The organism is Leclercia sp. UBA2479, from assembly GCF_002341985.1.
GTDB lineage: Bacteria > Pseudomonadota > Gammaproteobacteria > Enterobacterales > Enterobacteriaceae > Enterobacter > Enterobacter pneumoniae.
This window is the reverse complement of record NZ_DDPB01000003.1, coordinates 38,569-63,557: the sequence shown is the minus strand read 5'-3', so window position 1 is coordinate 63,557 and position 24,989 is coordinate 38,569. Positions and strand designations below refer to the sequence as shown.

Genomic DNA, 24,989 nt, shown 5'->3' with positions numbered 1-24,989 from the left:
AATGCCGCCAATAAAAAAGGCAGCCATGCGGCTGCCTTAGTCTCCCCAGGTCACAACTTAGCTGTTGCGGATGTACTCATCCATTTCGGTTTTCAGGTTATCGGACTTCGTCCCGAAGATAGCCTGTACACCAGAACCTGCAACAACTACGCCCGCTGCGCCCAGTTTTTTCAGACCCGGCTGGTCTACTTTCGCAACATCAGCAACGCTCACACGCAGACGAGTGATACATGCGTCCAGGTTAGTGATGTTCTCTTTACCGCCGAACGCTGCAACCAGGGCCGGAGCCATTTCGCTGGTCACGCCTGCTTTGCTGTCTTCTGTTGCATCTTCACGACCCGGAGTTTTCAGGTCCAGTGCTTTGATCAGCACGCGGAAGATGGTGTAGTAAGCAATCGCATAGCCCGCACCCACGATTGGGAACAGCCACAGTTTGCTGCTGTTACCCGACAGTACGATAAAGTCGATCAGGCCGTGCGAGAAGGAGGTACCATCGCGCATACCCAGCAGGATACAGATAGGGAATGCCAGGCCAGCCAGTACTGCGTGAATGATGTACAGGATCGGCGCAACGAACATGAAGGAGAACTCGATCGGCTCGGTAATACCGGTCAGGAACGAGGTCAGCGCTGCGGAGATCATGATACCGCCCACTTTTGCACGGTTCTCTGGTTTAGCAGAGTGCCAGATAGCAATTGCCGCAGCCGGCAGGCCGTACATTTTGAACAGGAAGCCGCCAGAGAGTTTACCTGCAGTCGGGTCACCCGCCATGTAGCGTGGGATATCGCCGTGGAAGACCTGACCTGCCGCGTTGGTGAATTCACCAATCTGCATCTGGAATGGAACGTTCCAGATATGGTGCAGACCGAACGGTACCAGGCAGCGCTCAATGAAGCCGTAGATACCGAACGCCACTACCGGGTTCTGATACGCAGCCCACTGGGAGAAGGTCTGGATAGCGGAACCAATCGGTGGCCAGATGAAGGAGAGAATCACGCCAGTGAAGATCGCCGCCAGACCAGAGATGATTGGAACAAAACGCTTACCAGCGAAGAAGCCCAGATACTCAGGCAGCTTGATGCGATAGAAGCGATTGAACATATATGCCGCAATCGCACCCGAGATGATACCACCCAGAACACCGGTATCAGCCAGGTGTTTTGCCGCGATTTCTTCAGCAGGTAAATGCAGCACCAGAGGCGCAACGACCGCCATGGTCTTAACCATGATGCCGTAGGCAACGACCGCGGCCAGTGCGGATACACCATCGTTATTCGTGAAGCCGAGGGCAACACCGATTGCGAAGATCAGCGGCATGTTTGCAAAAACAGAACCACCTGCTTCAGCCATAACATGAGATACGACGGCTGGCAGCCAGCTGAAGTTAGCCGAACCGACGCCCAGCAGGATACCTGCGATAGGCAGTACGGATACTGGCAGCATCAGCGATTTACCGACCTTCTGCAGGTTAGCAAATGCATTCTTAAACATAATTGAGAGTGCTCCTGAGTATTTGTGCTTTTTTTACGCTTTCACGCATTGGCACGGGGGGAGAACCGCGCCGTGGACAGGACATCTAAGTGCCCTTTATTTATTACACAGAGTAAAATAAATCTCCGCGTCGTTGTTTGACGGTTATCACGTTTCAGCTTTTGGCATCCTAAAAACTTGCAGTTTTTTACAAAATAGATGTCAAAGTGTTTCCAAAATCGTCTCTACCGCCCCTTTCAGGGCGGTGAACTTTACTCGCTTTAACTATTAATTACGAGCCTTAAAAAAAGAGGTTAATCAGGCAGATTGCAGGCGGGAGGGGTCGATATGAAACAGGCTGGCAAAGTTTTCAGTAGTAATGCGTGCCAGTTCTTGAACCTCGACGCCTTTCAACACGGCCATATAGTCGGCCACGTCCCGTGCCATTGCGGGCTGATTCTCTTTACCGCGATGCGGTACCGGTGCCAGATAGGGAGAATCGGTCTCCACCAGCAAGCGATCGAGCGGTACATAACGCGCCGCATCGCGCAGCTGTTCAGCATTACGGAACGTCACAATCCCGGAAAACGAGATATAAAACCCCATATCCAGCAGCTTACCTGCTGTTTCTCTATCTTCTGTGAAACAGTGTAGTACGCCTCCGCAATCCGTCACCTTTTCTTCGCTAAGGATCGCCAGGGTGTCGGCACGTGCATCGCGGGTGTGAACAATCACTGGCTTGTTCAGCTCTCGCCCAATACGGATATGGTTGCGGAAGGACTCCTGCTGACGCGGTTTTGTTTCCGGCGTGTAAAAATAGTCCAGCCCGGTTTCGCCCATAGCGACCACGCCCTCTTCTGCCGCGAGCCGGCGCAGATCGTCCACGTCGTAGGCTTCATCCTGGTTGAGCGGATGAACACCGCAGGAGAAGACGACGTTATCACGTACCCCCACCAGCTCGCGCATGCTGCGGTATCCTGGTAACGTGGTCGCGACCGCCAGGCAGAATTTCACGTCGCGTGCGGCGGCTTTCGCCAGCACATCATCGACGTCTTTATGGAGTGTTTGGTAATCAAGGCCATCGAGATGGCAGTGTGAGTCGACTAAAAACATAATGTCTCTCTCAGAGGTGGGTATCGGGCAAGACGGCACCCGGTTGCAGGTAATGCTCAATATTCAGTAACAGGTCTGTCAGCACAAGCTCGCGATTAAGCCCGGTGACGCTAATAAGCTGTTCACGACACAGGCAGACATTGTGTAGTACGGCGCGCAGCCAGGCGCCATTGTGACGCTGAGCCAGGAGTGTAATCAGTTGCCAGGCGTCGACATTGCTCACCTGTGTCGCCCCCTGCTGCATTTTTAACGCATCCAGCAGCAGAGTAGAGAACCACTGCAGTCGGCTTGTCACCTGGTCATGATTGAGGATAGCCAGCAGGCTCAGCCAATCCCGACTTTCGCTGGCGTTACCCACGGCCTGACAGAGCTGCTCACGGGGTGTCCAGAGGCCCGGCTGGAGTAATTCTAAAGCCGCGGCTGGCGCGCCGCCGCAAAGACGCAGCGCCGTTAATGCCGCGTCCTGTGACACCGTCACTTCTCGCTGGAGCCAGTTCATCGCCCAGGATTCCTGAGGTGCGCCGAGGTGATGTAAACGGCAGCGGCTACGCAGCGTCGCCAGTAGCTTTCCGGGTTCCCGACATGAGAGCAGGAACCACGTGTTCTCCGGCGGCTCCTCCAGGGTTTTCAGCAAAGCATTGGCAGCCGCCTCGGTTAGCTGTGCGGCATCTTTCAACCACACCACCTTGGCGCCACCCAGCCGTGCGCGCTCGTAGAGCTTTTCGCTCACCGCGCGTACTGCATCAATGCCCAGGGTGCTTTTCCCCTTTTCCGGCTCGAGCGTGTAGTAATCCGGGTGGGTTTCGGCCTGCATCAACTGGCAGCTGCGACAGTGTCCGCAGCTTTTGGTACCCTGCGGCTGCTGACACATCATTAAGCGGCTTATCGCGTAGATAAGTGCATCATCACCCATACCGGGTAACGACTGAATAAGTAGCGCATGATGCCCCCGCCCCGACTGATAACCCTTCACCAGTTGTTCAAAATGCGGGCGCAACCATGGGTACCATTTCATGCCTGTACTTCCTTCAGCCAGTCACGCACGGTCTGGCGAATCGCCTGCTTCACTTCATCCAGCGATTGAGTCGCATCGACAGTGCGAATTGAGGGGTCCTGGGCGGCCAGTTCAAGGTAACGCGCGCGGGTACGATTAAAGAAATCCAGAGACTCTTGTTCGATCCGATCCAGCTCTCCACGCGCACGTGCGCGTCGGAGGCCCACTTCCGGCGTCACATCCAGATAGAGCGTGAGGTCCGGGCGGAAACTCCCCAGCACCGCATCACGCAGTGTCGCCAGCATCTGTTGATCGATTCCACGCCCTCCGCCCTGATAGGCCTGCGTAGAGAGATCATGACGATCGCCAATCACCCATTGCCCCTGAGCCAGTGCCGGCTTGATAACCGTTTCTACCAACTGTACGCGCGCCGCATAGAACATCATCACTTCAGCTTTGTCGGTAATCACTTCATCGCCGACGGATTTGATGTCCAGCACCAGGCTTCTCAGCTTTTCAGCCAACTGCGTGCCGCCCGGCTCACGGGTGAAGACCATCTCTTCTACGCCGCACTCCTTCAGGGTTTCAACGACCGTATCCCGTGCGGTGGTCTTTCCGGCACCTTCCAGCCCTTCAATGACGATGTAATTACTGCGCATTTTTTTCCTTAAGTGCCTTCAGATAGTCCTGAACCGAACGGTTATGAGCGGCAAGATTAGTATTGAATGTGTGCCCGCCCTTGCCATCAGCAACAAAATAGAGATAAGGCGTCTTAGCCGGGTGAGCGGCAGCATCCAGTGATGCCTGGCCCGGCGTGGCGATCGGTCCTGGCGGTAAGCCGCTAATGACGTAGGTATTATAATCGGTCGGGGTTTCCAGGTCTTTACGGCTTAGTTTCCCATTATAATTTTTACCCATCCCGTAGATCACCGTGGGATCGGTCTGCAAACGCATGCCAATACGCAGACGGTTGATAAACACCGAAGCGACCTGATCCCGCTCGCTGGCCACCGCCGTCTCCTTCTCAATGATCGAGGCCATCGTGACAAACTGATTCTGATCTTTATAAGGCAGACCTTCTGCCCTGCCTTCCCAGGCTTTCTCTATCGCGCTCACCATTTTTTTGTGCGCGCGCTGCAGCATGGCAATATCGGTGGTTCCTGCGGTATACATCCAGGTATCGGGCCAGAACCAGCCCTCAATCCGCGCTGGATTGTCGAATTTAAGAGCCTGGGCAACGGTAGCGTAATCGTCGTCCTTCAGAGTGTGCTTGATATATGGCGCATCACGAAGCTGCGCAAGATAGTCGCTCAACCGCATGCCTTCAACGAATCGCAGCGGGAACTGCGCCTCTTTTCCGCTTTCAAGCAGTTCCAGCATTTCGCGCACGCTCATCCCTGGCATCAGGCGGTACGTCCCGGCCTTAAAGTGAGAGAGGTCTGGCTCGATACGCAGCAGCCACTGGAAGACGCGTGGACGGTTAATCACCTTTTCACCGTAAAGCTGTTCGCCAAGCGCCAGACGCCCGGTTCCCGCTTTCAGGCTAAAAATGGTCTCTTCTTTGATCAGGATCTTGCTGTCCGCCAGCTGGCGCACTTTCCACATTCCCACGCCGGCCGCAATACCCAGCACGACGATGATGAGGAGAATAAAACGAAACATTTTCTTCATGATTATCTGGTTTGCTCACACAGTGGGGCTAAAAATTGGTACAACTCTCGCGATGACCAGTGGTGTTCGCCATACTGACGCACGGGCACCAGAGGCATCAGAGCATTACAAACAATGACCTCCTCGGCCGCGCCCAGCGCCTCTTCCTGTGCACAGACTTCGACAACACGATAGTCGGAGTGTGCCAGTTGTTGCAGACAAAACTGGCGCATCAGGCCATTTACACCCGCCTGGTCAAGCCGCGGGGTAAACACCTCGCGCCCGCAGCGCCAGAACAAATTAGCGGCACAGCATTCCGTAATGAGCCCTTCGCTGTCAAGAACCAGCGCCTCATCACAGTCCGTCTGTTCAAGATGCGTGCGAATCAAGACCTGCTCAAGGCGATTAAGATGCTTAATGCCTGCCAGCATCGGATTACGCCCTAAACGTACCGGACTTAATGCCAGGCGAATACCCTCATTGCGCCAGCGATCATAGTGGGCAGGAAAGGCGGAAACCGACAGGATACGGGTCGGTTGCAGGCAGTTTGCCGCACTGTAACCCCGCCCCCCGCCGCCGCGGGTAATGATCACCTTCAGCACGCCCCGGGATATTCCCTGGGCATGGGTAGTCATTTCAGCTTCCAGCGCTGACCACTGCTCAAAAGGGATAAAGAGTTTTTCACAGGCACTGCGCAAACGCTGCAGGTGCGCTGTCAGTAAACAGACCTTTCCATCGGCGATCCGCGCCGTGGTGAAGCAACCATCGCCAAACTGCACTGCCCTGTCGTTCACGGGCAGACTGTCCTGAGGCAATCCATTGATTAAATACATGATGGCTCCTTTATAGGGGAGATTAAGTCTGGCAGGACGGCGGGTCTTGAACAAGCAGATAAGGTTGAATAAAAAAGGTCCGACAAGCGGACCTTTAAACAGGACTAGCGGAGAGTCAGTCTCAGACCTTTTTGAAGATCAGAGAACCATTGGTTCCGCCGAAGCCGAAGGAGTTACACAGGGTATACTCCATTCCGCTGACCTGACGCGCTTCGTGTGGAACGAAGTCCAGATCGCAACCTTCATCCGGATTATCCAGGTTGATGGTTGGAGGGACAGCCTGATCGCGCAGCGCTAGAATGGAGTAGATAGATTCTACTGCACCCGCCGCACCCAACAGGTGGCCGGTCATGGACTTGGTCGAACTCACCATTACGCGGCTGGCTGCTTCACCGAAGATAGACTTAACAGCCTGCGCTTCAGCTTTGTCACCCGCAGGGGTAGAGGTACCGTGCGCATTCACGTAGCCAATCTGTGCAGGGGTAATACCTGCATCACGAATCGCGTTTTCCATTGCCAGCGCAGCACCTGCGCCGTTCTCTGGTGGTGATGTCATGTGGTAAGCATCGCTACTCATCCCAAAGCCAACGACTTCAGCATAAATTTTCGCGCCGCGTTTTTTCGCGTGTTCGTACTCTTCCAGTACGATCATGCCTGCCCCGTCGCCCAGCACAAAACCATCACGGTCTTTATCCCATGGACGGCTCGCTGCCTGAGGGTTGTCGTTGCGCGTAGAGAGCGCACGTGCTGCGCCGAAACCGCCTACGCCAAGAGGTGTACTGGCTTTTTCAGCCCCACCCGCAACCATGGCATCCGCATCGCCATACGCGATGATACGCGCGGCCTGGCCGATGTTATGCACGCCAGAGGTACAGGCGGTTGCGATAGAGATGCTTGGGCCACGCAGGCCATACATAATGGTCAGGTGACCTGCCACCATGTTAACAATCGTGGACGGAACGAAGAACGGGCTGATTTTACGTGGGCCACCATTCACTAAAGAGGTATGGTTTTCCTCAATCAGACCAAGACCGCCGATTCCGGAGCCGATTGCAGCACCGATACGGGTTGCGTTCTCTTCCGTAATAACAAGGCCAGAATCCTGCATGGCCTGAACGCCAGCGACAATTCCATATTGAATGAAGGCATCCATCTTGCGCTGTTCTTTGCGCGAGATGATCTCTTCACAGTTAAAATCCTTTACTAAGCCAGCAAATTTCGTTGCGTAGGCGCTAGTATCGAAATGGTCGATTAGGCTGATGCCGCTCTGACCGGCAAGGAGAGCTTTCCAGGTGGACTCTACGGTATTGCCGACAGGAGACAACATGCCAAGTCCGGTCACAACTACACGACGCTTAGACACGTTTGTCCTCCAGGGAGGGATAAATAAAAGAGATTCGTGGGACGATAAAAGATAAAACTCAGGCGGTCGAATGACCGCCTGGAGATGTTCACTTACGCCTGGTGACCGTTGATGTAATCAATGGCAGCCTGAACGGTGGTGATTTTCTCAGCTTCTTCGTCCGGAATCTCAGTATCAAACTCTTCTTCCAGAGCCATTACCAGCTCAACGGTGTCAAGAGAATCTGCGCCCAGGTCTTCAACGAAGGAAGCGGAGTTCACAACTTCTTCCTGCTTAACGCCCAGCTGTTCGCCGATAATTTTCTTAACGCGTTCTTCGATAGTGCTCATACTCTTAAATTTCCTATCAAAACTCGCTTTCGCGATGGTTTTCGTAGTGTATAAAATGTTGAAAAATTTGCAACTAAATCCCGGCAGTTCTTACCACGATTTTACGTTATTTTGAGGCCAATCCCTACAATAACGCAAATATTTTCGATCGTGATTAAACCATATACATCCCGCCGTTGACGTGGAGGGTCTCACCAGTGATGTAACCCGCTTCGTCAGAGGCTAAAAATGCAACCGCGCTGGCAATTTCTTTAGGATCGCCAAGACGACCCGCAGGAACAACTGCCAGCGTACCCGCACGCTGATCATCGGTCAGCGCACGCGTCATGTCCGTTTCAATAAAGCCCGGAGCAACAACGTTTACAGTAATACCGCGGGACGCAACTTCGCGCGCCAGCGACTTACTGAAACCGATCAGACCTGCTTTCGCCGCAGCGTAGTTAGCCTGACCAGCATTTCCCATGGTACCAACCACAGAACCGATAGTGATAATACGGCCATGACGCTTTTTCATCATAGCTCGCATTACCGCTTTTGACAGACGGAATACAGATGACAGGTTGGTTTCGAGAATATCGTCCCACTCATCATCTTTCATTCGCATCAGCAGGTTATCGCGAGTGATACCGGCATTATTTACCAGAATATCGACTTCGCCAAACTCTGCGCGAATATTTCCCAGAACAGATTCGATAGATGCAGGATCGGTCACATTCAGTACCAGACCTTTCCCGTTATCACCCAGATAGTCGCTGATGGCCTGTGCGCCATTCTCGCTGGTTGCAGTACCGATAACTTTCGCGCCACGGGCAACGAGCGTCTCAGCGATTGCGCGACCGATACCGCGGCTTGCGCCGGTGACCAGTGCGATTTTTCCTTCAAAACTCATGGTTTTCCTCTTTTATTGCGAGAGTGCCGCTGACATTGCTTCCGGCTCATTAATGGCCGAGGCAGTCAGGGTATCAACAATACGTTTAGTCAGGCCGGTGAGGACTTTACCCGGGCCAACTTCATACAGGTGCTCAACGCCCTGCGATGCCATAAATTCAACGGTTTTGGTCCACTGAACCGGGCTGTACAGCTGACGTACCAGCGCCTGGCGGATCGCTTCAGGTGCGGTTTCAGCCTGCACGTCAACGTTATTCACCACCGGAACAGACGGTGCGTTGAAGGTGATTTTTTCCAGTTCCAGCGCCAGCTTATCTGCGGCGGGTTTCATCAGTGCACAGTGAGAAGGTACGCTGACAGGCAGAGGAAGTGCGCGTTTCGCGCCTGCTGCTTTACAGGCTGCACCTGCACGTTCCACTGCTTCTTTGTGACCTGCGATCACGACCTGGCCCGGAGAGTTGAAGTTAACAGGCGATACAACCTGCCCTTCGGCTGACTCTTCACAGGCTTTGGCGATAGACGCATCGTCCAGACCAATAATGGCCGACATACCGCCGGTCCCTTCAGGCACGGCTTCCTGCATGAATTTGCCACGCAGTTCAACCAGACGCACCGCATCCGCAAAGCCGATCACCCCGGCACAGACCAGTGCGGAGTATTCGCCAAGGCTATGACCAGCCATCATGACAGGGGCTTTCCCGCCCTGCTGCTGCCACAGGCGCCAGAGCGCGACGGAGGCGGTCAGTAACGCAGGCTGCGTCTGCCAGGTCTTGTTCAGCTCTTCAGCAGGACCCTGCTGAGTCAGTGCCCAGAGATCATACCCCAGGGCATCAGAAGCTTCACGGAAAGTCTCTTCAATAACCGGGTTGCTTGCTGCTAAATCAGACAACATGCCAACGGCCTGAGAGCCCTGACCCGGAAACACAAATGCAAATTGCGTCATTTTATTAATCCTTTTTAGAAACGAACCAGTGCAGAGCCCCAGGTGAACCCGCCGCCGAAGGCTTCGAGCAGCACCAGCTGACCCCGTTGAATTCGCCCATCGCGTACCGCTTCGTCAAACGCGCAAGGTACGGATGCCGCAGAGGTGTTGCCGTGACGATCAAGGGTCACCACAACGTTATCCATCGACATGCCTAACTTTTTGGCCGTGGCGCTGATAATGCGCAGGTTAGCCTGATGTGGCACCAGCCAGTCGAGCGCCGTGCGCTCCAGGTTATTGGCCTGCAGCGTCTCATCAACGATATGCGCCAGCTCGGTTACCGCGACCTTGAACACTTCGTTTCCGGCCATAGTCAGGAAAATCGGGTCGTCCGGGTTAACGCGGTTGGCGTTCGGCAGCGTTAACAACTCACCGTAGCTGCCATCGGCATGCAGGTGAGTAGAGATGATGCCCGGCTCTTCAGACTGACCAAGCAGTACCGCGCCGGCACCGTCGCCGAAGATAATAATCGTGCCGCGATCGTTAGGATCGCAAGTGCGTGCGAGAACATCAGAACCGATCACCAGCGCATTTTTAACTGCACCAGATTTCACGTATTGATCGGCGATGCTCAACGCGTAGGTAAAGCCTGCGCAGGCGGCCGCAACGTCAAAGGCCGGGCAACCTTTAATGCCCAGCATGTTCTGAACCTGACAGGCTGCACTTGGGAAAGCATGGGTCGCGGACGTCGTTGCAACGATAATCAGACCAATGTCGTTTTTATCGACGCCAGCCATGTCGAGCGCACGCAGAGCAGCTTCATAACCCATGGTAGAAACGGTTTCATCTGGCGCGGCGATACGACGCTCGCGGATACCTGTGCGTGTGACAATCCACTCGTCAGAGGTATCAACCATTTTTTCCAGATCGGCGTTGGTTCGCACTTGTTTGGGCAGATAGCTGCCGGTACCTAAAATCTTCGTATACATGTACGCTCAGTCACTTTTTGCTAATACAGATTCCAGGCGAGCGGCAATCCGCTGAGGAACTTGTCGCTGCACCGCCTGCACTGCCTGTTCAATCGCGACGGTAAAGGCTCGCTGATTGGCAGCACCATGACTCTTAATCACGATGCCGCGCAATCCTAACAGACAGGCGCCATTATACTGGTCGGGGTTGAGGTGACTGAATCGCCGCGTCAGGCTTTTTTGTAACCAACGCTTTAATAAAATCAGCCACCAGGACCGTTTTTTACCCTCGCCCTGCGATTTCAGCAGCGAGAGAAACATTCTGACGACCCCTTCCATGGTTTTTAACGTGACGTTTCCAGTAAAACCGTCACACACCAGTACATCCGTTTTTCCGGTCAATAATTCGTTGGCTTCGAGATAACCAATATAGTTGATGGTCGGAACAGTTTTAAGTCGCTCGGCGGCCTCGCGGATATTATCAAGACCTTTGGTCTCTTCTTCCCCGATATTCAGCAAGGCGACGCGCGGATTGGTGATGCCTACCACCTCTTCGGCCAGCACCGAGCCCATCACGGCGAATTGCGCTAGCATCACACCATCGCAATCGACGTTAGCACCTAAATCAAGCACCACCGTTTTGCCTTTCTGTTGATGCGGTAAAACCGTCACCAACGCCGGGCGCTCAATCCCCTCGATGGGTTTGAGCAGTAATTTGGCCAGCCCCATTAGCGCGCCGGTATTTCCCGCGCTCACGCAAGCCTCAGCTCGCCCTTCTTTTACCAGCTCCAGCGCCACTCGCATTGAACTGCCCCGGCTATTACGAATAGCCTGCGACGGGCGGGCATCACTGGCAATAACTGACTGCGCAGGAATAATCTGCAGACGTGAACGTTGTTCAAAGTCAGCTTTTGCAAGTAATGGCGTGATTGTGTCGGGATTGCCGACTAAAAGAAGTGTGAGTTGCGAATTAGAGTTCAGTGCCTGCAATGCTGCAGGCACTGTCACGGAAGGGCCAAAATCTCCCCCCATGACATCTAACGCCAGGGTTAGACGTGTCAAGGTATCGTCACAGCCTGGTTTGGTGTTTCCCCAGTTGCCCGGGGAAATCCTCACTAAGCTTCATCACGCTTGCGCGTGATTACTTAGTGATTACCTTGCGGCCACGGTAGAAACCGTCAGCAGTGATGTGGTGACGCAGGTGTTTCTCACCAGAAGTCTTATCTACAGACAGGCTGGTAACTGCAGTCAGCGCGTCATGGGAACGACGCATGCCACGTTTGGAACGGGTTGGTTTATTCTGTTGTACGGCCATGGACCTTACTCCTCAATTACTTACGCTTTAAGCTGGCTAATACGGCAAATGGGTTTGGTTTTTGCGCTTCATCAGGCAGTTCCCCAAAGACCATGTCCGCCTCGGACACTTCACAGTGTTCAGAATCATGCACCGGAACGACTGGCAAGGTGAGGATGATTTCATCTTCAACCAACGCCAGAAGATCGATTTCACCGAATTCGTTAACCTCAATCGGCTCATACGCTTCCGGGAGTGCTTCAGCCTGTTCGTCGGAACGAACCGGGCTAAAACAATACGTTGTGTGAACATGCTGTACAAACGGTTTCCCGCAACGCTGACATTCGAGCGTTACCGTCACCTTTGCATCACCGGTTAAAACGGCAAGGCGCTGGTTGTCGATAGCGAACGACATGGAGCATTCTACATCACTGTCCACACTGACTACGGATTCGGCAATACGCTCTGCCTGATCGGAAGAATAGATTCCTTCGTAATCGAGGCGTTTTTGAGCCGTACGGACCGGATCAAGAGTCAGGGGTAATTTTACCTTTTGCATAGGGCGCGCATATTAACTTTGTAACGTCATAGAGTCAAAGAAAAAGGCAACCAGAGCTGCCTTTTGCCAATTATTCGCACACATTGCGGCCTGTAGTTTAAAATGGCTGGCATCGATACGCTATATCTGGTGAAAAAAATATGCCGAATCTCATTCTTGCCTCCACATCTCCCTGGCGCCGCGCGTTGCTTGAAAAACTCGGTCTACCGTTTGAATGTGCCGCACCGGACATCGATGAGACCCCGCAGCCGGGTGAGTCCCCCCGCCATCTCGTTCTTCGTCTGGCACAGGAAAAAGCGCAGTGCCTCGCCGCACGTTATCCTAACCATCTGATTATAGGATCCGATCAGGTTTGCGTCCTGGATGGCGAGATTACCGGTAAACCTCACACGGAAGAGAGAGCACGCCAGCAGCTCATGAAAGCGCGCGGCAACATCGTCACCTTTTATACGGGGCTGGCGCTGTATAACACCGCGACGGGCCATCTACAGACAGAGTGCGAACCCTTTGACGTCCACTTCCGTCATCTTAGCGAGCAGGAGATCGACGACTACGTGCGCAAAGAGCGCCCGCTGAGCTGCGCTGGCAGTTTCAAAAGCGAAGGGCTGGGGATTGCGCTGTTCGATCGGCTGGAGGGGCGCGATCCCAATACGCTGGTCGGGTTGCCGCTCATTGCGCTCTGCCAGATGCTGCGTCGGGAAGATTACAACCCGTTAATGGCGTAAAAAAACCGGCCAATGGCCGGTTTCTTCTTTTAGCTCGCGTCCCGCAATACCTTGAGGCAACGTTTGAGCTGGTCGTCAAGCGGCGCTTCAACGCGCATGACCTCCCCCGTATTAGGGTGGGTAAACTTCAGTGCCGCTGCGTGCAGAAACAGGCGTGAAAGCCCGGTACCCGCCAACTGTTTATCAAATTCGCGATCGCCATAGCGATCATCAAAGGCAATCGGGTGGCCTGCGTGCTGGGTATGGACGCGAATCTGGTGAGTACGTCCCGTCACCGGGCTGCAACGCACCAGCGTTGCAAAGGCGTAACGCTCTTCAACCTTAAAACGGGTCTCAGACGGTTTACCTTCCTGGCTCACGCGCACAATACGCTCACCGCTTTGCAGAATATTTTTCAGCAGTGGCGCTTGAACCACTTTCACGTGAGATTGCCACTGGCCACGGACCAGCGCGAGATAATCTTTCTGCATCCCTTTTTCACGCAACTGTTCATGCAGGGAGCGCAGCGCGGAGCGTTTCTTTGCCACCAACAAGATGCCAGAAGTGTCGCGATCGAGGCGGTGTACCAGTTCAAGGAAGCGCGCTTCCGGGCGCAGGGCGCGTAAACCTTCGATCACGCCAAAGCTCAGCCCACTGCCGCCATGTACGGCAGTGCCTGAAGGCTTGTTCAGCACCAGGATATGATCGTCTTCATATAAAATCACATCCGTTAGCGCCGCGACTTTGTTGAGATGCGGCGAGACCGCCTGCTCTTCCCGCTCGGCGACGCGGACCGGCGGGATGCGGACTTCATCTCCCGCTTCAAGTTTGTATTCAGGTTTGATGCGCTTCTTATTTACTCGCACCTCACCCTTACGCAGGATGCGGTAGATCATGCTCTTTGGCACGCCCTTCAGTTGGGTGCGCAAAAAGTTGTCGATACGTTGCCCCGCTTCATCTTCGGTGATGGCAACGATTTTTACTGATGGAGTCTCTGTTTTCATGGTGGGCGATTCTAATTATCAGTCGCGGTTAGCGCCACTCATTTTTCTATGCTTATATATACCTTTGACCGGTTACTCTTTGCTTTACGCAATCGATTTGATGGTTATTAAACCGATCCTTTCGAAGAAGTGAAAAAACTGTGAGTAACCGGGTGATAAATGGTAAAAGTCAACTTGCTATAACCCAGGAAGCAATGGAATAATGTTGCTGTTTTCCGTGTTAAATCCTGGTTAAGTAAGGATAACGACGGAATGACCAATTTTGTCTGACCGATCATCCACGCAGCAATGGCGTAAGACGTATTGATCTTTCAGACAGTTAGCGGGCTGCGGGTTGCAGTACTTACCGGTAAATGGAATCTTCTCTGGAGAATTTTACCCAGGCTGTTCCCCTGATAATTGCGCTGTGTTTCCGTATGAAATACAGGCAACCGACACTTTGCGCCTCTTAAGCGAGCGACAACCGTGAGGTTGGCGACGTGAATAGACACGAGGCCATCGGTTCATACCCCGGAAAGCGTCATCTTGCCCGCAGCTTAGTCGTCAATGTAAGAATAATGAGTAAGTTACGATGAAAAGAATGTTAATCAACGCAACTCAGCAAGAAGAGTTGCGTGTCGCCCTTGTGGATGGGCAGCGTCTGTACGATCTGGATATTGAAAGCCCAGGCCACGAACAGAAAAAAGCGAACATTTACAAAGGCAAAATTACCCGCATTGAACCCAGCCTTGAAGCTGCATTTGTTGACTACGGTGCTGAGCGTCACGGTTTCCTCCCACTCAAAGAAATTGCCCGCGAATATTTCCCGTCCAGCTATAACGCCCATGGTCGTCCGAACATCAAAGACGTTCTGCGTGAAGGTCAGGAAGTTATCGTTCAGATCGATAAGGAAGAACGGGGTAACAAAGGCGCTGCGCTAACAACCTTTATTAGCCTGGCAGGCAGCTATCTGGTGCTGATGCCAAACAACCCACGCGCTGGCGGCATCTCTCGTCGCATCGAAGGTGATGATCGCACTGAGCTGAAAGAAGCACTGGCAAGCCTTGAGCTGCCAGACGGCATGGGCCTGATTGTTCGCACCGCGGGCGTCGGCAAATCTGCCGAAGCGTTGCAGTGGGACCTGAGCTTCCGCCTTAAGCACTGGGAAGCGATTCAGAAGGCTGCAGAAAGCCGCCCTGCCCCATTCCTGATTCACCAGGAAAGTAACGTCATTGTTCGTGCTTTCCGCGACTATCTGCGTCAGGACATCGGCGAGATTCTGATTGATAACCCTAAAGTGCTTGAGCTGGCTCGCCAGCATATCGCCGCGCTGGGTCGTCCGGATTTCACCAGCAAAATTAAACTGTACACCGGTGAAATCCCGCTGTTCAGCCACTACCAGATTGAATCCCAGATTGAGTCCGCCTTCCAGCGTGAAGTGCGTCTGCCGTCAGGCGGTTCTATCGTTATCGATACTACCGAAGCCCTGACCGCAATCGACATCAACTCCGCGCGTGCAACCCGCGGTGGCGATATCGAAGAGACGGCCTTTAACACCAACCTGGAAGCGGCAGATGAGATTGCACGTCAGCTGCGTCTGCGTGACCTTGGTGGTCTGATCGTTATCGACTTTATCGATATGACCCCTGTTCGCCACCAGCGCGCCGTTGAGAACCGACTGCGCGAATCCGTGCGTCAGGACCGTGCGCGTATCCAGATCAGTCATATTTCGCGCTTTGGCCTGCTGGAGATGTCTCGTCAGCGTCTTAGCCCGTCTCTGGGTGAGTCCAGCCATCACGTCTGCCCACGCTGTTCCGGTACGGGTACCGTGCGTGACAACGAATCGCTGTCCCTCTCCATTCTGCGTCTGATTGAAGAAGAAGCGCTGAAAGAGAACACCAAAGAAGTTCACGCCATTGTTCCGGTGCCGATTGCGTCTTATCTGCTGAACGAAAAACGTGCCGCAGTGAGCGCCATCGAAACGCGTCTGGGCGGCGTTCGTTGCGTGATCGTGCCAAACGATCAGATGCAGACGCCGCATTACTCCGTTCTGCGCGTGCGTAAAGGCGAAGAGACGGCCACCCTGAGCTACATGCTGCCGAAGCTGCATGAAGAAGCGATGGCCCTGCCGTCTGAAGAAGAGTACGCCGAACGTAAACTGCCAGAGCAGCCTGCGCTGGCCGCTTTCGTGATGCCTGAAGCACCGCCAGCACCTGCACAGGAAGAGGCAACCGCCAAACCTGCGGCGAAGAAACCAGCCGTTGTAGCAAGCACAGCCCCTGCTGAGCAAGGCCTGCTGAGCCGCTTCTTCAGTGCGCTGAAGAAGATGTTTGCCGGTGAAGAGGCGCAGCCTGAACAGCCGAAAGTCGAGAAAAAAGAAGAGAAGCAGGAACGTTCTCAGGAGCGCCGTAAACGTCAAAACAACCGTCGCGATCGTAATGACCGTGGCGATCGTAACGACCGTGGCGACCGTGGCGACCGCAATGAACGTCGCGACAACCGTGCTGACAACAACGAAGCGCGTGAAGGCCGCGAGGAGAACCGTCGTAATCGCCGCGAGAAATCGCAGCAGAACGCGGAAGAGCGCGAAATTCGCCAGTCTACCGGCACCGAAGCGGAAAAAACCCGTAACCGTGACGAGCAGCAGCCGCGTCGTGAGCGCAACCGTCGTCGTAATGACGAGAAGCGTCAGGCACAGCAAGAAGTTAAAGTGCTGAACCGCGAAGAGCAGCCAGAGCAGGAAACCGAGCAGGAAGAACGCGTTCAGGTGATGCCGCGCCGTAAACAGCGCCAGTTGACCAAATCTGTACGTATCCAGTCTCAGGCAGACGAAGCCGCAGCCGTAGAAACCGTTGAGGCACCTATTGCCCCGGCACAGAGCACCGAACTGGCGAAAGTGGATCTGCCAGCCGTGGTGGAAAACGTGCAGGAGCAGGACGACAACGGCGAAGCGCGTGATAACGCCGGTATGCCGCGTCGTTCACGTCGTTCCCCGCGTCATCTGCGTGTAAGTGGTCAGCGTCGTCGTCGTTACCGTGACGAACGTTACCCGCTGCAGTCGCCGATGCCACTGGCCATTGCCTGCGCCTCCCCAGAGATGGCGTCCGGTAAAGCCTGGATCCGTTATCCGGTTGCTCGCCCGCTGGAGCAAGAAGCGCAGATCGATGAGCAAACCAATGCCGTTGAACCTGTTGTGACCGACGCCACTACTGTTGCACCGGAAGAGGTGAATACCGCTGCAGTGATTGCTGTTGAGTCGCAGGTTGCGCCGGTGGAGACAACCCATCCGGAAGTGATTGCCGCGCCTGTTGCTGAACAACCGCAAATTATCGCCAATGAAGATGTCGTGGTCGCTAAAGAGGTGATTGAAGACGTCGCAGTAGCAGAGCCTGTTGTGGCTGAAGCATCCGAAGCGCCTGCTCAGGAAGCCCCTGCTGTCGCAGCCGTGGCCGACGTTGAACCGGAAATTGCGCCTGTTGTTGAAGCAGAGCCTGTGGTTGAAGCAGAGCCGGAAGTGAAAGCTGAGCCTGAAGTGAAGGCGGATGTCGCTGTAGAGAAAGCGCCAGAAGTCAACGCAGCGCCAGCCGCGAAAGCTGACACCTCACTGCACCATGCGACTGCTCCTATGACCCGCGCTCCTGCGCCGGAATACGTCGCAGAAGCACCGCGCCATAGCGACTGGGTACGTCCAGCCTTCAACTTCGAAGGTAAAGGATCTGCCGGTGGCCACAGTGCAACGCATCAGGCCACTGCGCCTGCAACGCGTCCGCAGTCTGTTGAATAAACACGCCGCGTAATAAAAAAGCCGACTTTAGGGTCGGCTTTTTTTTACCTTTTTTGCGCCAGCGGCTTACGCATACCGGCTATTTCTGGCATCACTTCACGCATCATTTCCAGAAAACGTCTTAAGCGCGCAGGATAATAGCGCGACCACGGATAGACCAGGTGCACGGGCAGTGCTGCAGGCTGCCATTCCGGTAAAAGATGCACCAGCCTCCCTGCCCGAATATCTTCCTCCACCGTCCAGCTCGACACCACCGCTACCCCCAGCCCGGTAAGTGCGCTTTTACGCGTCACGTACAGGCTGTCAGTGCTTAAGCGGGGAGAGATAGGGATACGCAACGGTTGCGTCTCTCCGTCGGTGTAGAGCTCGATATGTTGACGATAAAAGCTGTTCAATGCCACCCAGGGCAATGCGGATAGCGCCTGAGGTGACTGCACAGGATCGAAGCGAGCCAGGAGTTCCGGCGCGGCCACAATGCAGCGCGGCACCTCCGCCAGCAGGATTGAAACCGTTGCCGGATCGATCTCCGCCCCGACCCGAATCGCGCAGTCGATATTTTCACTCATAAAATCTGCCGAACGGTCATTCAGCATCCACTCGACCGTCAGCCGCGGGTAGCGATTCAGAAACTGTGTTAATGGCTCCAGTAACTGCTCCTGACCGAAGGCGTGCGGCGCCCGCACACGCAGCACACCAACGGGTTCATCTTCCGCATGGCCCATCTCATCTTCCAGCGCCAGCCAACTGTCTATCACCCTACCCGCGTGCTGATAGCAGCGTTCGCCGTCATCGGTCAGTTTCATGGCATGCGTGGTGCGTAAAATGAGTCGCACACCCAGCAGTGATTCAAGCGATTGCAAACGGCGGCTGACCGTCGCCTGGGTGGTTTCAAGTTGTTTCGCCGCCGCAGACAGCGAGCCTGCCTCAACAATGCGGACGAAGGTTCGCATCAACTCCACCCTATCTATACGCTCTGAACGCTGCATCTCACCCTCTGTTATACGTTTAACGTATAGGTGTTTTAACACCAGGCTGGCTACCACCGCAAGCGTGGGTGCGAAAGAATAGCCTCACATCCTGATTGAGGTACACACTATGAACACTACCCTCCCTGCCCACGCCATTAGCCGCTGGGTCATTTTACTGCTCGCCATTGGCGCTGGCTTTAGCGTCGCCTCGATTTACTACGCCCAGCCTTTGCTGCCGCTGATGGGCAGCGACCTGCACCTGAGTATTGAAGGGATGGGGCTGGTACCTACCCTGACCCAGGCCGGCTATGCCATCGGCATTCTGTTTCTGCTGCCGCTTGGCGATCGCCATGATCGTCGAACCCTGATTCTGCTGAAAAGCACGGCCCTGGCGCTGGTTTTGCTGGCCAGTAGCCTCGTCACGGAACTGCACAGCTTACTGATTGTTAGCCTGCTGATTGGTATGGCAGCCACCATGGCGCAGGATATCGTTCCGGCGGCGGCCATTCTTGCCCCTGAGGGCAAACAGGGGAAAACCGTTGGTACGGTGATGACCGGTCTGCTGCTCGGGATTTTGCTCTCCCGTACCGTTAGCGGCATCGTTGGCGAAGCCTTTGGCTGGCGCGTAATGTATCAACTGGCGGCGGCCAGTATTGCCCTCATCGGTTTGGTGATGTGGGCTGTTCTGCCCCGCTTCGCTATTCATTCCACGCTTAGCTACCCCGCATTAATGCGCTCGATGGCGCACCTGTGGCGCCGCTACCCCGCATTGCGTCGTGCCGCGCTGGCGCAAGGGTTCCTCTCAATCGCCTTTAGCGCCTTCTGGTCAACGCTGGCGGTGATGCTGCTGGAGCGCTATCAGTTGGGCAGCGCGGTGGCAGGAGGATTCGGTATTGCAGGGGCAGCCGGTGCGCTGGCGGCTCCGCTGGCCGGTGGGCTGGCTGATAAGCTGGGCGCAGGTAAAGTCACCCAGCTAGGCGCCGCACTGGTCACCGTCTCTTTTGCCCTGATGTTCCTGATGCCTATGCTGGGCGTTCATGGTCAACTGATTCTGATTGCCGTATCGGCGGTGGGGTTTGACCTGGGTCTGCAATCCAGCCTGGTAGCCCACCAGAACCTGGTTTATAGCCTTGAGCCGCAGGCGCGCGGGCGTCTGAATGCCCTCCTCTTTACCGTGGTATTTATTGGTATGGCGCTGGGCTCTGCGCTGGGTACTAAGGTGTATGCCCTTGCTGGCTGGCCAGCCGTAGTGGCCCTGGCTACCCTTACTGGCGCTATCGCACTGGTGATTCGCCTGACCGAGCGCACCGCAACGACCACCGCCGCTGCGCAAAACGGATAAAAAAAAGCCCAACCCGGGATGACGGGTTGGGCAGACAAAGTATGACCAGTTTCAAGCCATACTCTAAAGGTCAAAAATGTTATCTATTCAGCTGAAACAGAGACATTCCCTGCATATCACTGAACGCTTTATACGAAGCCTGAAGCGCCGCTTGCTGCATGGTGTAGGACGAAATGACCGAGTTCCAGTCAACATCAATCAGATCGCTCATCTGCTTAGTCTGTCCAAGCGTGCGTTCTGCGCCGAGGTCGTCCAGCTTGTCCAGTTCGTTCAGGCGGGTCCCCAGTTCGGCACGCACGGTCAGAATGTTATCCTGAACGTTACGCAGTCCCCGGTTAGCCACATCAATGCTCTCTTTCAACGCTGCACTCTTCGCGCCATCATCCCCAATGGGATCGTTCAGCGCTGTGATGGCGGTATCCAGAATCTTAAACAGGTTCGCTTCCCCGAGGGTGCCATCGGGCTCTTTCATCGCATTGCTGGTGAATTTGGCGAAGACATCACTGCCGATATGGCTCACTTCCATGTTACGCGCGGCGTCAACCTGCTGGCTGATTGGCGTAGTGCCACCATTATAGGTACCGGTGGCGCTATCAAACGCCGGCGCTTCGGTGTTGTAGCCCGCAAAGATATAGCGTCCGTTACCGTCGGTGCTGTTCGCCAGGTTCATCAGCTGATCGCGAAGCCCTTTCAGGTCAGTCGCCAGCGAGGCACGGTCATTGTCGGTGAAGGTCCCGTTACCCGCAGCAACGACTTTTTCCAGAGAGCTTTGCAGGGCGGTAGTCACCTGCCCCAATACACTCTCTTCCAGCGAGACTTTGGTGGTCGCAAAGCTACGCGCCAGCTCATATTGACTGTTCTGAGACTGCGCCTGAGAGAGCACCACCGCCTGAGACGCTGCAATAGGGTCGTCGGAAGGGCGATTGACGCGCTGACCGGTAGACATCTGCTGGCCATAGTTCAGCCACTTGCTCTGGGAATTGGTGATGCCCTGCATTTGCTGCTGGTACATCATCTGGGTGCTAATACGCATCGATTACCTCGTCCTTAGCGAATGTTAATTAACGCATCAAAGAGCGTACTGGCGGTCTGCAGTACCTGTGCGTTAGCCAGATAGTACTGCTGGTAACGTTGCAGGTTGCCGTACTCTTCATCAAGGTTAACCCCAGAGATGGACTGCTGTTGATTGCTCAACTGCGTGACCACGTTGGCTTTCGTTTGGCTGCTGGTCTTAAGGGAAGCCGTTGAGCTGCCCACGGTGCTCACCAGAGAGGCGTAAGCATCGTTAAAGGACTTGTTACCGCCTACCAGCTTACTGTTTTGCAGATCCAGCATCGCCTGGCCGTTACGGTTGTCGCTCTTGCCACCGCCGGTGGCTGAGGCCATCGCCAGCTTCGACTCATCTTTGACCAGCATGTTCATGTTGACGATCACATCCTGAACCGGTTTCAGGATGAAGCTGTCTTTCACGTTGGCGTCAGCATTATTGCTCACGTTGACGGTCAGGCCATCGAAGTTCATATCGCCGTTCGCGTCCGGCGTGACGGCGAAGCTGGTCTTGTCCGCAAGGCGGGTCACGGTCCAGCCGGAAGCAGTTTTTTCCAGCTGATAATCCGTTGCCTGAACTTTGGTGGTGTCATCAAAGGTCGCCGTGACGATCGCCGTTCCGGTGTTTTTGGCGTTGCTGGTGACCGCAGGCTTCCCGAAGGAGAAGAGCTCTGTGCCCGTGTCACCATTCGCGTCCAAACCCTGCTTTTGCTGATTGTTCATCGCATCGGCAAACGCCAGCGCCATCTGGTTCAGGTTATTACGCACCTTATCCAGATCCTGGGAACGGAAGGTCAACAGGCCGCCTAAAGAGCCGGAGTTCAGCTGCTTTTCCTGAATCTCTGATGTGCCGGTTGCGTCAACAAACGCGACCGCCACGCGGGACGGATCGGCGCTGGATGACACCGCCGCCAGCTGGTTCGAATTGCTACCCTGAACCAGGGTATAACCGTTACCAATAGAGATGTTATAGGTACCGCTATCCTGGACGGAGACTTCAACGCCAACGATCTGGTTTAACTCACTCACCAGCTGGTCACGCTGGTCAAGCAGGTTGTTTGGCGAAGCACCCGCGCCCACACCGGTCAGACGGGAGATCTGATCGTTGAGATTGGCAATCTGTTTCGCATAACCATTAATTTGATCAACGCTGGTGGTGAGCGCGATGTTGATCTGTTTTTCCTGGTCACGCAGATACTGGTCGGTCACTTTGAACTGGTTTACCAGGCCATCGGCTTTACCCAGTACGGTCTGACGCGCCGCTGGATCTTCGGCGTTACTGACCAGCGTTTGCAGGCTTTTAAAGAAGTCTTGCAGCGTGGTAGAGATAGAGTTAGTGGTATCAGAGAGCACGTCATCAATTTTTGACATCTGCTGATAGCGCGTCGTTAGCCCACTGCTGTCGGTTTGCGCCGCACGCAGCTGGTTGGTGATGAACGCGTCATATTCACGCTGTACCCCAGAAACATAAACGCCGTTTCCTACCCAGCCACCGCCTGTGAGGGTGCTGTTCGATGCGCCCAGCACTGTAGTCTGGCGGGTATACCCTGCCACGTTGTAACTTGAAATATTATTACTGACGGTATTCAGCGCTGCCTGTGCAGCACCGAGGCCACTCATGGCGCTGTTAATCAAACTGGACATGGGGGTTCCTTTTACACTTTCAGACACGAGTCCTGATGATGATTATCGGCAGACACCATCAGGACTTGAGAACTTTCAGAACAGATTTTCAAGATCTGTGCTATAGGCTTTACTGACTTTTTCACCCATTGCTTTTAGCTGCTGGATCATGCTGGTGAGCTTGCGGGCGTAGTTCGGATCGGTGGCATACCCTGCGCTCTGAAGCGCCTGTGCACCCTGCTCCGCCGTCGCCGCCTGGGTCACCGCAGCGTAGCGCGGATTGCGGGTGAGCAAGCCAACGTAATCTGAGAGTGCCTCCAGATAGGAGCTGTAAACGCGGAACCTGGCTTTAACCTTTTTCGCCTCACCGTTTTCGAACTCGGTGGTGGTGATCTCGGTCGTCGGCCCTTTCCAGCTGCCAGACGCTTTCACACCAAAGATGTTAAAGCTCGGCTCGCCGTTTTCCCGACGGATCTGGCGCTGGCCCCAACCCGACTCAAGCGCCGCCTGGGCCAGAATCAGGTGATGCGGCACGCCGCTCTGCTCGCTCGCCAGGCGTGCGGGCAGAGAGAGCTGCGCCAGGAAGTCTTTGCTGTCGCCGGATAACGGCTCATCGTTGCTCTCCGGCGCTTTCGGCACGGCCTTACGCACCATCTGGGTTAGCGCCTGGTTTTGATAACTGGTCACCGTTTGCAGGTCGAACTTCATCGGCACCTGCTGAGGCTGATCTTCCGGCTTAACTCCTTGTGCGGCTTCCATCTGCTTGACGATCATATCGGCAAGGCCAAGCCCCTTGCCGGAGGTCATCTGCTGGGCAATCTGTTGGTCATACATGCTGGTGTACAGCCGGGTTGAGTCGCTGCTGAAGATGCCATCTTTCGGTAGCGCTTCACGCATGCTTTTCAACATCATCTGCACAAACATCCCTTCAACCTGGCGGGCAACCGGGCGGAGATTCGCCGCCGGGTCTTTACCTGCACTGGTTTTCAGCTCGTTGAGCGACTGGGCATCCCAGGCCGCACTTGCCATCAGTTTGCTATCGCCGAGCATTAGATAATTTCCACTTTCGCGCGCAGGCAGCCTGCGGTCTGCATGGATTGCAGAATCGACATCAGCTCCATCGGCGTGGCGCCCAGCGCGTTAAGCGCACGTACCACATTGTTGAGATTGGCGCTGGAACGTACGCTCTGCAGTGACCCCCCCTCCTGGCGCAGATCGATCTGCGTCTGCGGCGTCACCACCGTCTGGCCGCCACCGAATGGCGTATCAGGCTGGCTGACGTTCGCCTGGCGGTTAACCGTTACCGAGAGGTTCCCCTGCGCCACGGCGCAACTATCCAGGGTCACTTCGCGGTTCATTACCACCGAGCCGGTACGGGAGTTGATAATCACTTTCGCATCCTGCAACGGTACGTTGACTTCCATATTCTGGATATCGGCCAGCATCCGGACCTGATTGCTGCCGCCGCTGGAGGTGCGAATCTGCACGGTACGCGCGTCAAGCGCTGTCGCACTGCCAAAGCCACGGCTGCGGTTGATGGTGTCGGCAATCTGCTGCGCCATGGTGAAATCTTCATTATTCAGCTGCAGATTGATGGTATTACCGGAACCAAACTGAGACGGGAGCTCACGTTCAATGATGGCGCCGTTAGTGATGCGCCCGCCATTGAGCTGGTTAACCTGCACGCTGCTGCCACCCGCGGAGGCGCCTGCGCCGCCAACCAGAATGTTACCCTGGGCCAGCGCGTAGACCTGGCTGTCCACCCCTTTCAGCGGGGTCATTAACAGCGTACCGCCGCGCAGACTTTTGGCGTTACCCATGGAAGAGACCACCACGTCAATGGTCTGCCCCTGACGCGCAAACGCGGGGAAGCTCGCGGTAACCATAACGGCCGCCACGTTCTTCAGCTGCATGTTGGTGCCAGTGGGTACAGTGATCCCCAGTTGCGAGAGCATGTTGTTCAGGCTCTGGGTGGTGAACGGGGTTTGCGTCGTCTGGTCACCGGTACCATCCAGCCCCACGACCAGGCCGTAGCCTATCAAGGAGTTTTGTCGTACGCCCTGTACGCTGGTGAGATCGCGGATACGGTCAGCCTGGGCAAAGCTTGCCACCAGCACCAACGCGATACCCAAGAGGGATTTAAACATAGGTCACC

General features: G+C 54.9%; 23 protein-coding genes. 3 read left to right on the top strand and 20 right to left on the bottom strand.

Features of this window, described 5'->3' with window-relative positions:
* Positions 1-57: 57 nt before the first annotated feature.
* The 14 genes from ptsG to yceD form a co-directional block, all read right to left on the bottom strand.
* Complete coding sequence (gene ptsG, locus B3B59_RS02105; RefSeq protein WP_040076144.1) at positions 58-1,491, bottom strand: PTS glucose transporter subunit IIBC; 1,434 nt, start codon at positions 1,489-1,491, stop codon at positions 58-60.
* Between the two features lie 297 nt (positions 1,492-1,788).
* A complete protein-coding gene (locus B3B59_RS02100) occupies positions 1,789-2,583 on the bottom strand; it encodes a metal-dependent hydrolase (protein WP_040076145.1) in 795 nt (264 codons plus the stop codon).
* Between the two features lie 10 nt (positions 2,584-2,593).
* A complete protein-coding gene (gene holB / locus B3B59_RS02095; protein ID WP_263616311.1) occupies positions 2,594-3,598 on the bottom strand; it encodes a DNA polymerase III subunit delta' in 1,005 nt (334 codons plus the stop codon).
* Positions 3,595-4,236 (bottom strand): dTMP kinase, encoded by a 642-nt coding sequence (gene tmk, locus B3B59_RS02090; protein WP_040076147.1) that lies wholly within the window; start codon positions 4,234-4,236, stop codon positions 3,595-3,597. Before tmk ends, holB begins: the two co-directional genes overlap by 4 nt.
* Complete coding sequence (yceG, locus tag B3B59_RS02085; protein ID WP_046885697.1) at positions 4,226-5,248, bottom strand: cell division protein YceG; 1,023 nt, start codon at positions 5,246-5,248, stop codon at positions 4,226-4,228. The genes tmk and yceG overlap by 11 nt, the downstream gene beginning before the upstream one ends.
* A 2-nt stretch (positions 5,249-5,250) precedes the next feature.
* Complete coding sequence (pabC, locus tag B3B59_RS02080; RefSeq protein ID WP_263616312.1) at positions 5,251-6,060, bottom strand: aminodeoxychorismate lyase; 810 nt, start codon at positions 6,058-6,060, stop codon at positions 5,251-5,253.
* A gap of 121 nt (positions 6,061-6,181) precedes the next feature.
* Positions 6,182-7,423 (bottom strand): beta-ketoacyl-ACP synthase II, encoded by a 1,242-nt coding sequence (gene fabF / locus B3B59_RS02075; protein ID WP_040076150.1) that lies wholly within the window; start codon positions 7,421-7,423, stop codon positions 6,182-6,184.
* Between the two features lie 92 nt (positions 7,424-7,515).
* Positions 7,516-7,752 carry an acyl carrier protein gene (gene acpP / locus B3B59_RS02070; RefSeq protein WP_003857954.1) on the bottom strand — a complete coding sequence of 79 codons (237 nt, stop codon included), beginning with the start codon at positions 7,750-7,752 and terminating at the stop codon, positions 7,516-7,518.
* Positions 7,753-7,906: 154 nt separating this feature from the next.
* A complete protein-coding gene (gene fabG, locus B3B59_RS02065) occupies positions 7,907-8,641 on the bottom strand; it encodes a 3-oxoacyl-ACP reductase FabG (RefSeq protein WP_263616313.1) in 735 nt (244 codons plus the stop codon).
* 12 nt (positions 8,642-8,653) lie between these two features.
* On the bottom strand, positions 8,654-9,583 hold the full coding sequence (gene fabD, locus B3B59_RS02060; RefSeq protein WP_207293473.1) for an ACP S-malonyltransferase: 930 nt from the start codon (positions 9,581-9,583) through the stop codon (positions 8,654-8,656).
* 14 nt (positions 9,584-9,597) lie between these two features.
* Complete coding sequence (locus tag B3B59_RS02055; protein WP_046885700.1) at positions 9,598-10,551, bottom strand: beta-ketoacyl-ACP synthase III; 954 nt, start codon at positions 10,549-10,551, stop codon at positions 9,598-9,600.
* A gap of 6 nt (positions 10,552-10,557) precedes the next feature.
* Positions 10,558-11,592, bottom strand: a complete 1,035-nt coding sequence (gene plsX / locus B3B59_RS02050; RefSeq protein ID WP_154298858.1) for a phosphate acyltransferase PlsX — start codon at positions 11,590-11,592, stop codon at positions 10,558-10,560.
* A 79-nt stretch (positions 11,593-11,671) separates the two neighbouring features.
* Complete coding sequence (rpmF, locus tag B3B59_RS02045) at positions 11,672-11,845, bottom strand: 50S ribosomal protein L32 (RefSeq protein ID WP_003857964.1); 174 nt, start codon at positions 11,843-11,845, stop codon at positions 11,672-11,674.
* A 16-nt stretch (positions 11,846-11,861) separates the two neighbouring features.
* Positions 11,862-12,383 carry a 23S rRNA accumulation protein YceD gene (gene yceD / locus B3B59_RS02040; protein ID WP_006174678.1) on the bottom strand — a complete coding sequence of 174 codons (522 nt, stop codon included), beginning with the start codon at positions 12,381-12,383 and terminating at the stop codon, positions 11,862-11,864.
* 140 nt (positions 12,384-12,523) lie between these two features.
* Here yceD and B3B59_RS02035 point away from each other — a divergent pair, with 140 nt between their 5' ends.
* A complete protein-coding gene (locus B3B59_RS02035; protein ID WP_212478644.1) occupies positions 12,524-13,108 on the top strand; it encodes a Maf family protein in 585 nt (194 codons plus the stop codon).
* A gap of 29 nt (positions 13,109-13,137) precedes the next feature.
* Here the strand turns inward: B3B59_RS02035 and rluC are convergent, their stop codons facing one another.
* Positions 13,138-14,091 (bottom strand): 23S rRNA pseudouridine(955/2504/2580) synthase RluC, encoded by a 954-nt coding sequence (gene rluC / locus B3B59_RS02030; protein WP_040076159.1) that lies wholly within the window; start codon positions 14,089-14,091, stop codon positions 13,138-13,140.
* A 571-nt stretch (positions 14,092-14,662) separates the two neighbouring features.
* On the opposite strand from rluC, the gene rne reads away from it, so the two are divergent.
* Positions 14,663-17,854: a ribonuclease E gene (gene rne, locus B3B59_RS02025; RefSeq protein WP_286807994.1), complete on the top strand. Its 3,192-nt coding sequence runs from the start codon at positions 14,663-14,665 to the stop codon at positions 17,852-17,854.
* A gap of 44 nt (positions 17,855-17,898) precedes the next feature.
* Here the strand turns inward: rne and B3B59_RS02020 are convergent, their stop codons facing one another.
* Entirely contained in the window at positions 17,899-18,840 is a 942-nt protein-coding gene (locus tag B3B59_RS02020) for a LysR family transcriptional regulator (RefSeq protein ID WP_040076162.1), read from the bottom strand.
* A gap of 109 nt (positions 18,841-18,949) precedes the next feature.
* Between B3B59_RS02020 and B3B59_RS02015 the strand changes: the two genes are divergently transcribed.
* Complete coding sequence (locus B3B59_RS02015; protein WP_286807993.1) at positions 18,950-20,164, top strand: MFS transporter; 1,215 nt, start codon at positions 18,950-18,952, stop codon at positions 20,162-20,164.
* 79 nt (positions 20,165-20,243) lie between these two features.
* Here B3B59_RS02015 and flgL read toward each other — a convergent pair whose 3' ends face one another.
* From flgL to B3B59_RS01995, 4 genes are all read right to left on the bottom strand, one after another.
* Positions 20,244-21,197, bottom strand: a complete 954-nt coding sequence (gene flgL, locus B3B59_RS02010) for a flagellar hook-associated protein FlgL (protein WP_286807992.1) — start codon at positions 21,195-21,197, stop codon at positions 20,244-20,246.
* A 14-nt stretch (positions 21,198-21,211) separates the two neighbouring features.
* Entirely contained in the window at positions 21,212-22,855 is a 1,644-nt protein-coding gene (gene flgK / locus B3B59_RS02005; RefSeq protein ID WP_046885705.1) for a flagellar hook-associated protein FlgK, read from the bottom strand.
* A 75-nt stretch (positions 22,856-22,930) separates the two neighbouring features.
* Positions 22,931-23,884 (bottom strand): flagellar assembly peptidoglycan hydrolase FlgJ, encoded by a 954-nt coding sequence (flgJ, locus tag B3B59_RS02000; RefSeq protein WP_040076168.1) that lies wholly within the window; start codon positions 23,882-23,884, stop codon positions 22,931-22,933.
* On the bottom strand, positions 23,884-24,981 hold the full coding sequence (locus tag B3B59_RS01995; protein ID WP_040076169.1) for a flagellar basal body P-ring protein FlgI: 1,098 nt from the start codon (positions 24,979-24,981) through the stop codon (positions 23,884-23,886). Before B3B59_RS01995 ends, flgJ begins: the two co-directional genes overlap by 1 nt.
* Positions 24,982-24,989: the final 8 nt, after the last annotated feature.

What these genes read in the sequence shown, in the direction of transcription:
- ptsG (WP_040076144.1), bottom strand. Translation starts at nt 1,491, where the DNA reads ATGTTTAAGAATGCATTTGCTAACCTGCAGAAGGTCGGTAAATCGCTG.
- B3B59_RS02100 (WP_040076145.1), bottom strand. Translation starts at nt 2,583, where the DNA reads ATGTTTTTAGTCGACTCACACTGCCATCTCGATGGCCTTGATTACCAA.
- holB (WP_263616311.1), bottom strand. Translation starts at nt 3,598, where the DNA reads ATGAAATGGTACCCATGGTTGCGCCCGCATTTTGAACAACTGGTGAAG.
- tmk (WP_040076147.1), bottom strand. Translation starts at nt 4,236, where the DNA reads ATGCGCAGTAATTACATCGTCATTGAAGGGCTGGAAGGTGCCGGAAAG.
- yceG (WP_046885697.1), bottom strand. Translation starts at nt 5,248, where the DNA reads ATGAAGAAAATGTTTCGTTTTATTCTCCTCATCATCGTCGTGCTGGGT.
- pabC (WP_263616312.1), bottom strand. Translation starts at nt 6,060, where the DNA reads ATGTATTTAATCAATGGATTGCCTCAGGACAGTCTGCCCGTGAACGAC.
- acpP (WP_003857954.1), bottom strand. Translation starts at nt 7,752, where the DNA reads ATGAGCACTATCGAAGAACGCGTTAAGAAAATTATCGGCGAACAGCTG.
- fabG (WP_263616313.1), bottom strand. Translation starts at nt 8,641, where the DNA reads ATGAGTTTTGAAGGAAAAATCGCACTGGTCACCGGCGCAAGCCGCGGT.
- fabD (WP_207293473.1), bottom strand. Translation starts at nt 9,583, where the DNA reads ATGACGCAATTTGCATTTGTGTTTCCGGGTCAGGGCTCTCAGGCCGTT.
- B3B59_RS02055 (WP_046885700.1), bottom strand. Translation starts at nt 10,551, where the DNA reads ATGTATACGAAGATTTTAGGTACCGGCAGCTATCTGCCCAAACAAGTG.
- rpmF (WP_003857964.1), bottom strand. Translation starts at nt 11,845, where the DNA reads ATGGCCGTACAACAGAATAAACCAACCCGTTCCAAACGTGGCATGCGT.
- yceD (WP_006174678.1), bottom strand. Translation starts at nt 12,383, where the DNA reads ATGCAAAAGGTAAAATTACCCCTGACTCTTGATCCGGTCCGTACGGCT.
- B3B59_RS02035 (WP_212478644.1), top strand. Translation starts at nt 12,524, where the DNA reads ATGCCGAATCTCATTCTTGCCTCCACATCTCCCTGGCGCCGCGCGTTG.
- rluC (WP_040076159.1), bottom strand. Translation starts at nt 14,091, where the DNA reads ATGAAAACAGAGACTCCATCAGTAAAAATCGTTGCCATCACCGAAGAT.
- rne (WP_286807994.1), top strand. Translation starts at nt 14,663, where the DNA reads ATGAAAAGAATGTTAATCAACGCAACTCAGCAAGAAGAGTTGCGTGTC.
- B3B59_RS02020 (WP_040076162.1), bottom strand. Translation starts at nt 18,840, where the DNA reads ATGCAGCGTTCAGAGCGTATAGATAGGGTGGAGTTGATGCGAACCTTC.
- B3B59_RS02015 (WP_286807993.1), top strand. Translation starts at nt 18,950, where the DNA reads ATGAACACTACCCTCCCTGCCCACGCCATTAGCCGCTGGGTCATTTTA.
- flgL (WP_286807992.1), bottom strand. Translation starts at nt 21,197, where the DNA reads ATGCGTATTAGCACCCAGATGATGTACCAGCAGCAAATGCAGGGCATC.
- flgK (WP_046885705.1), bottom strand. Translation starts at nt 22,855, where the DNA reads ATGTCCAGTTTGATTAACAGCGCCATGAGTGGCCTCGGTGCTGCACAG.
- flgJ (WP_040076168.1), bottom strand. Translation starts at nt 23,884, where the DNA reads ATGCTCGGCGATAGCAAACTGATGGCAAGTGCGGCCTGGGATGCCCAG.
- B3B59_RS01995 (WP_040076169.1), bottom strand. Translation starts at nt 24,981, where the DNA reads ATGTTTAAATCCCTCTTGGGTATCGCGTTGGTGCTGGTGGCAAGCTTT.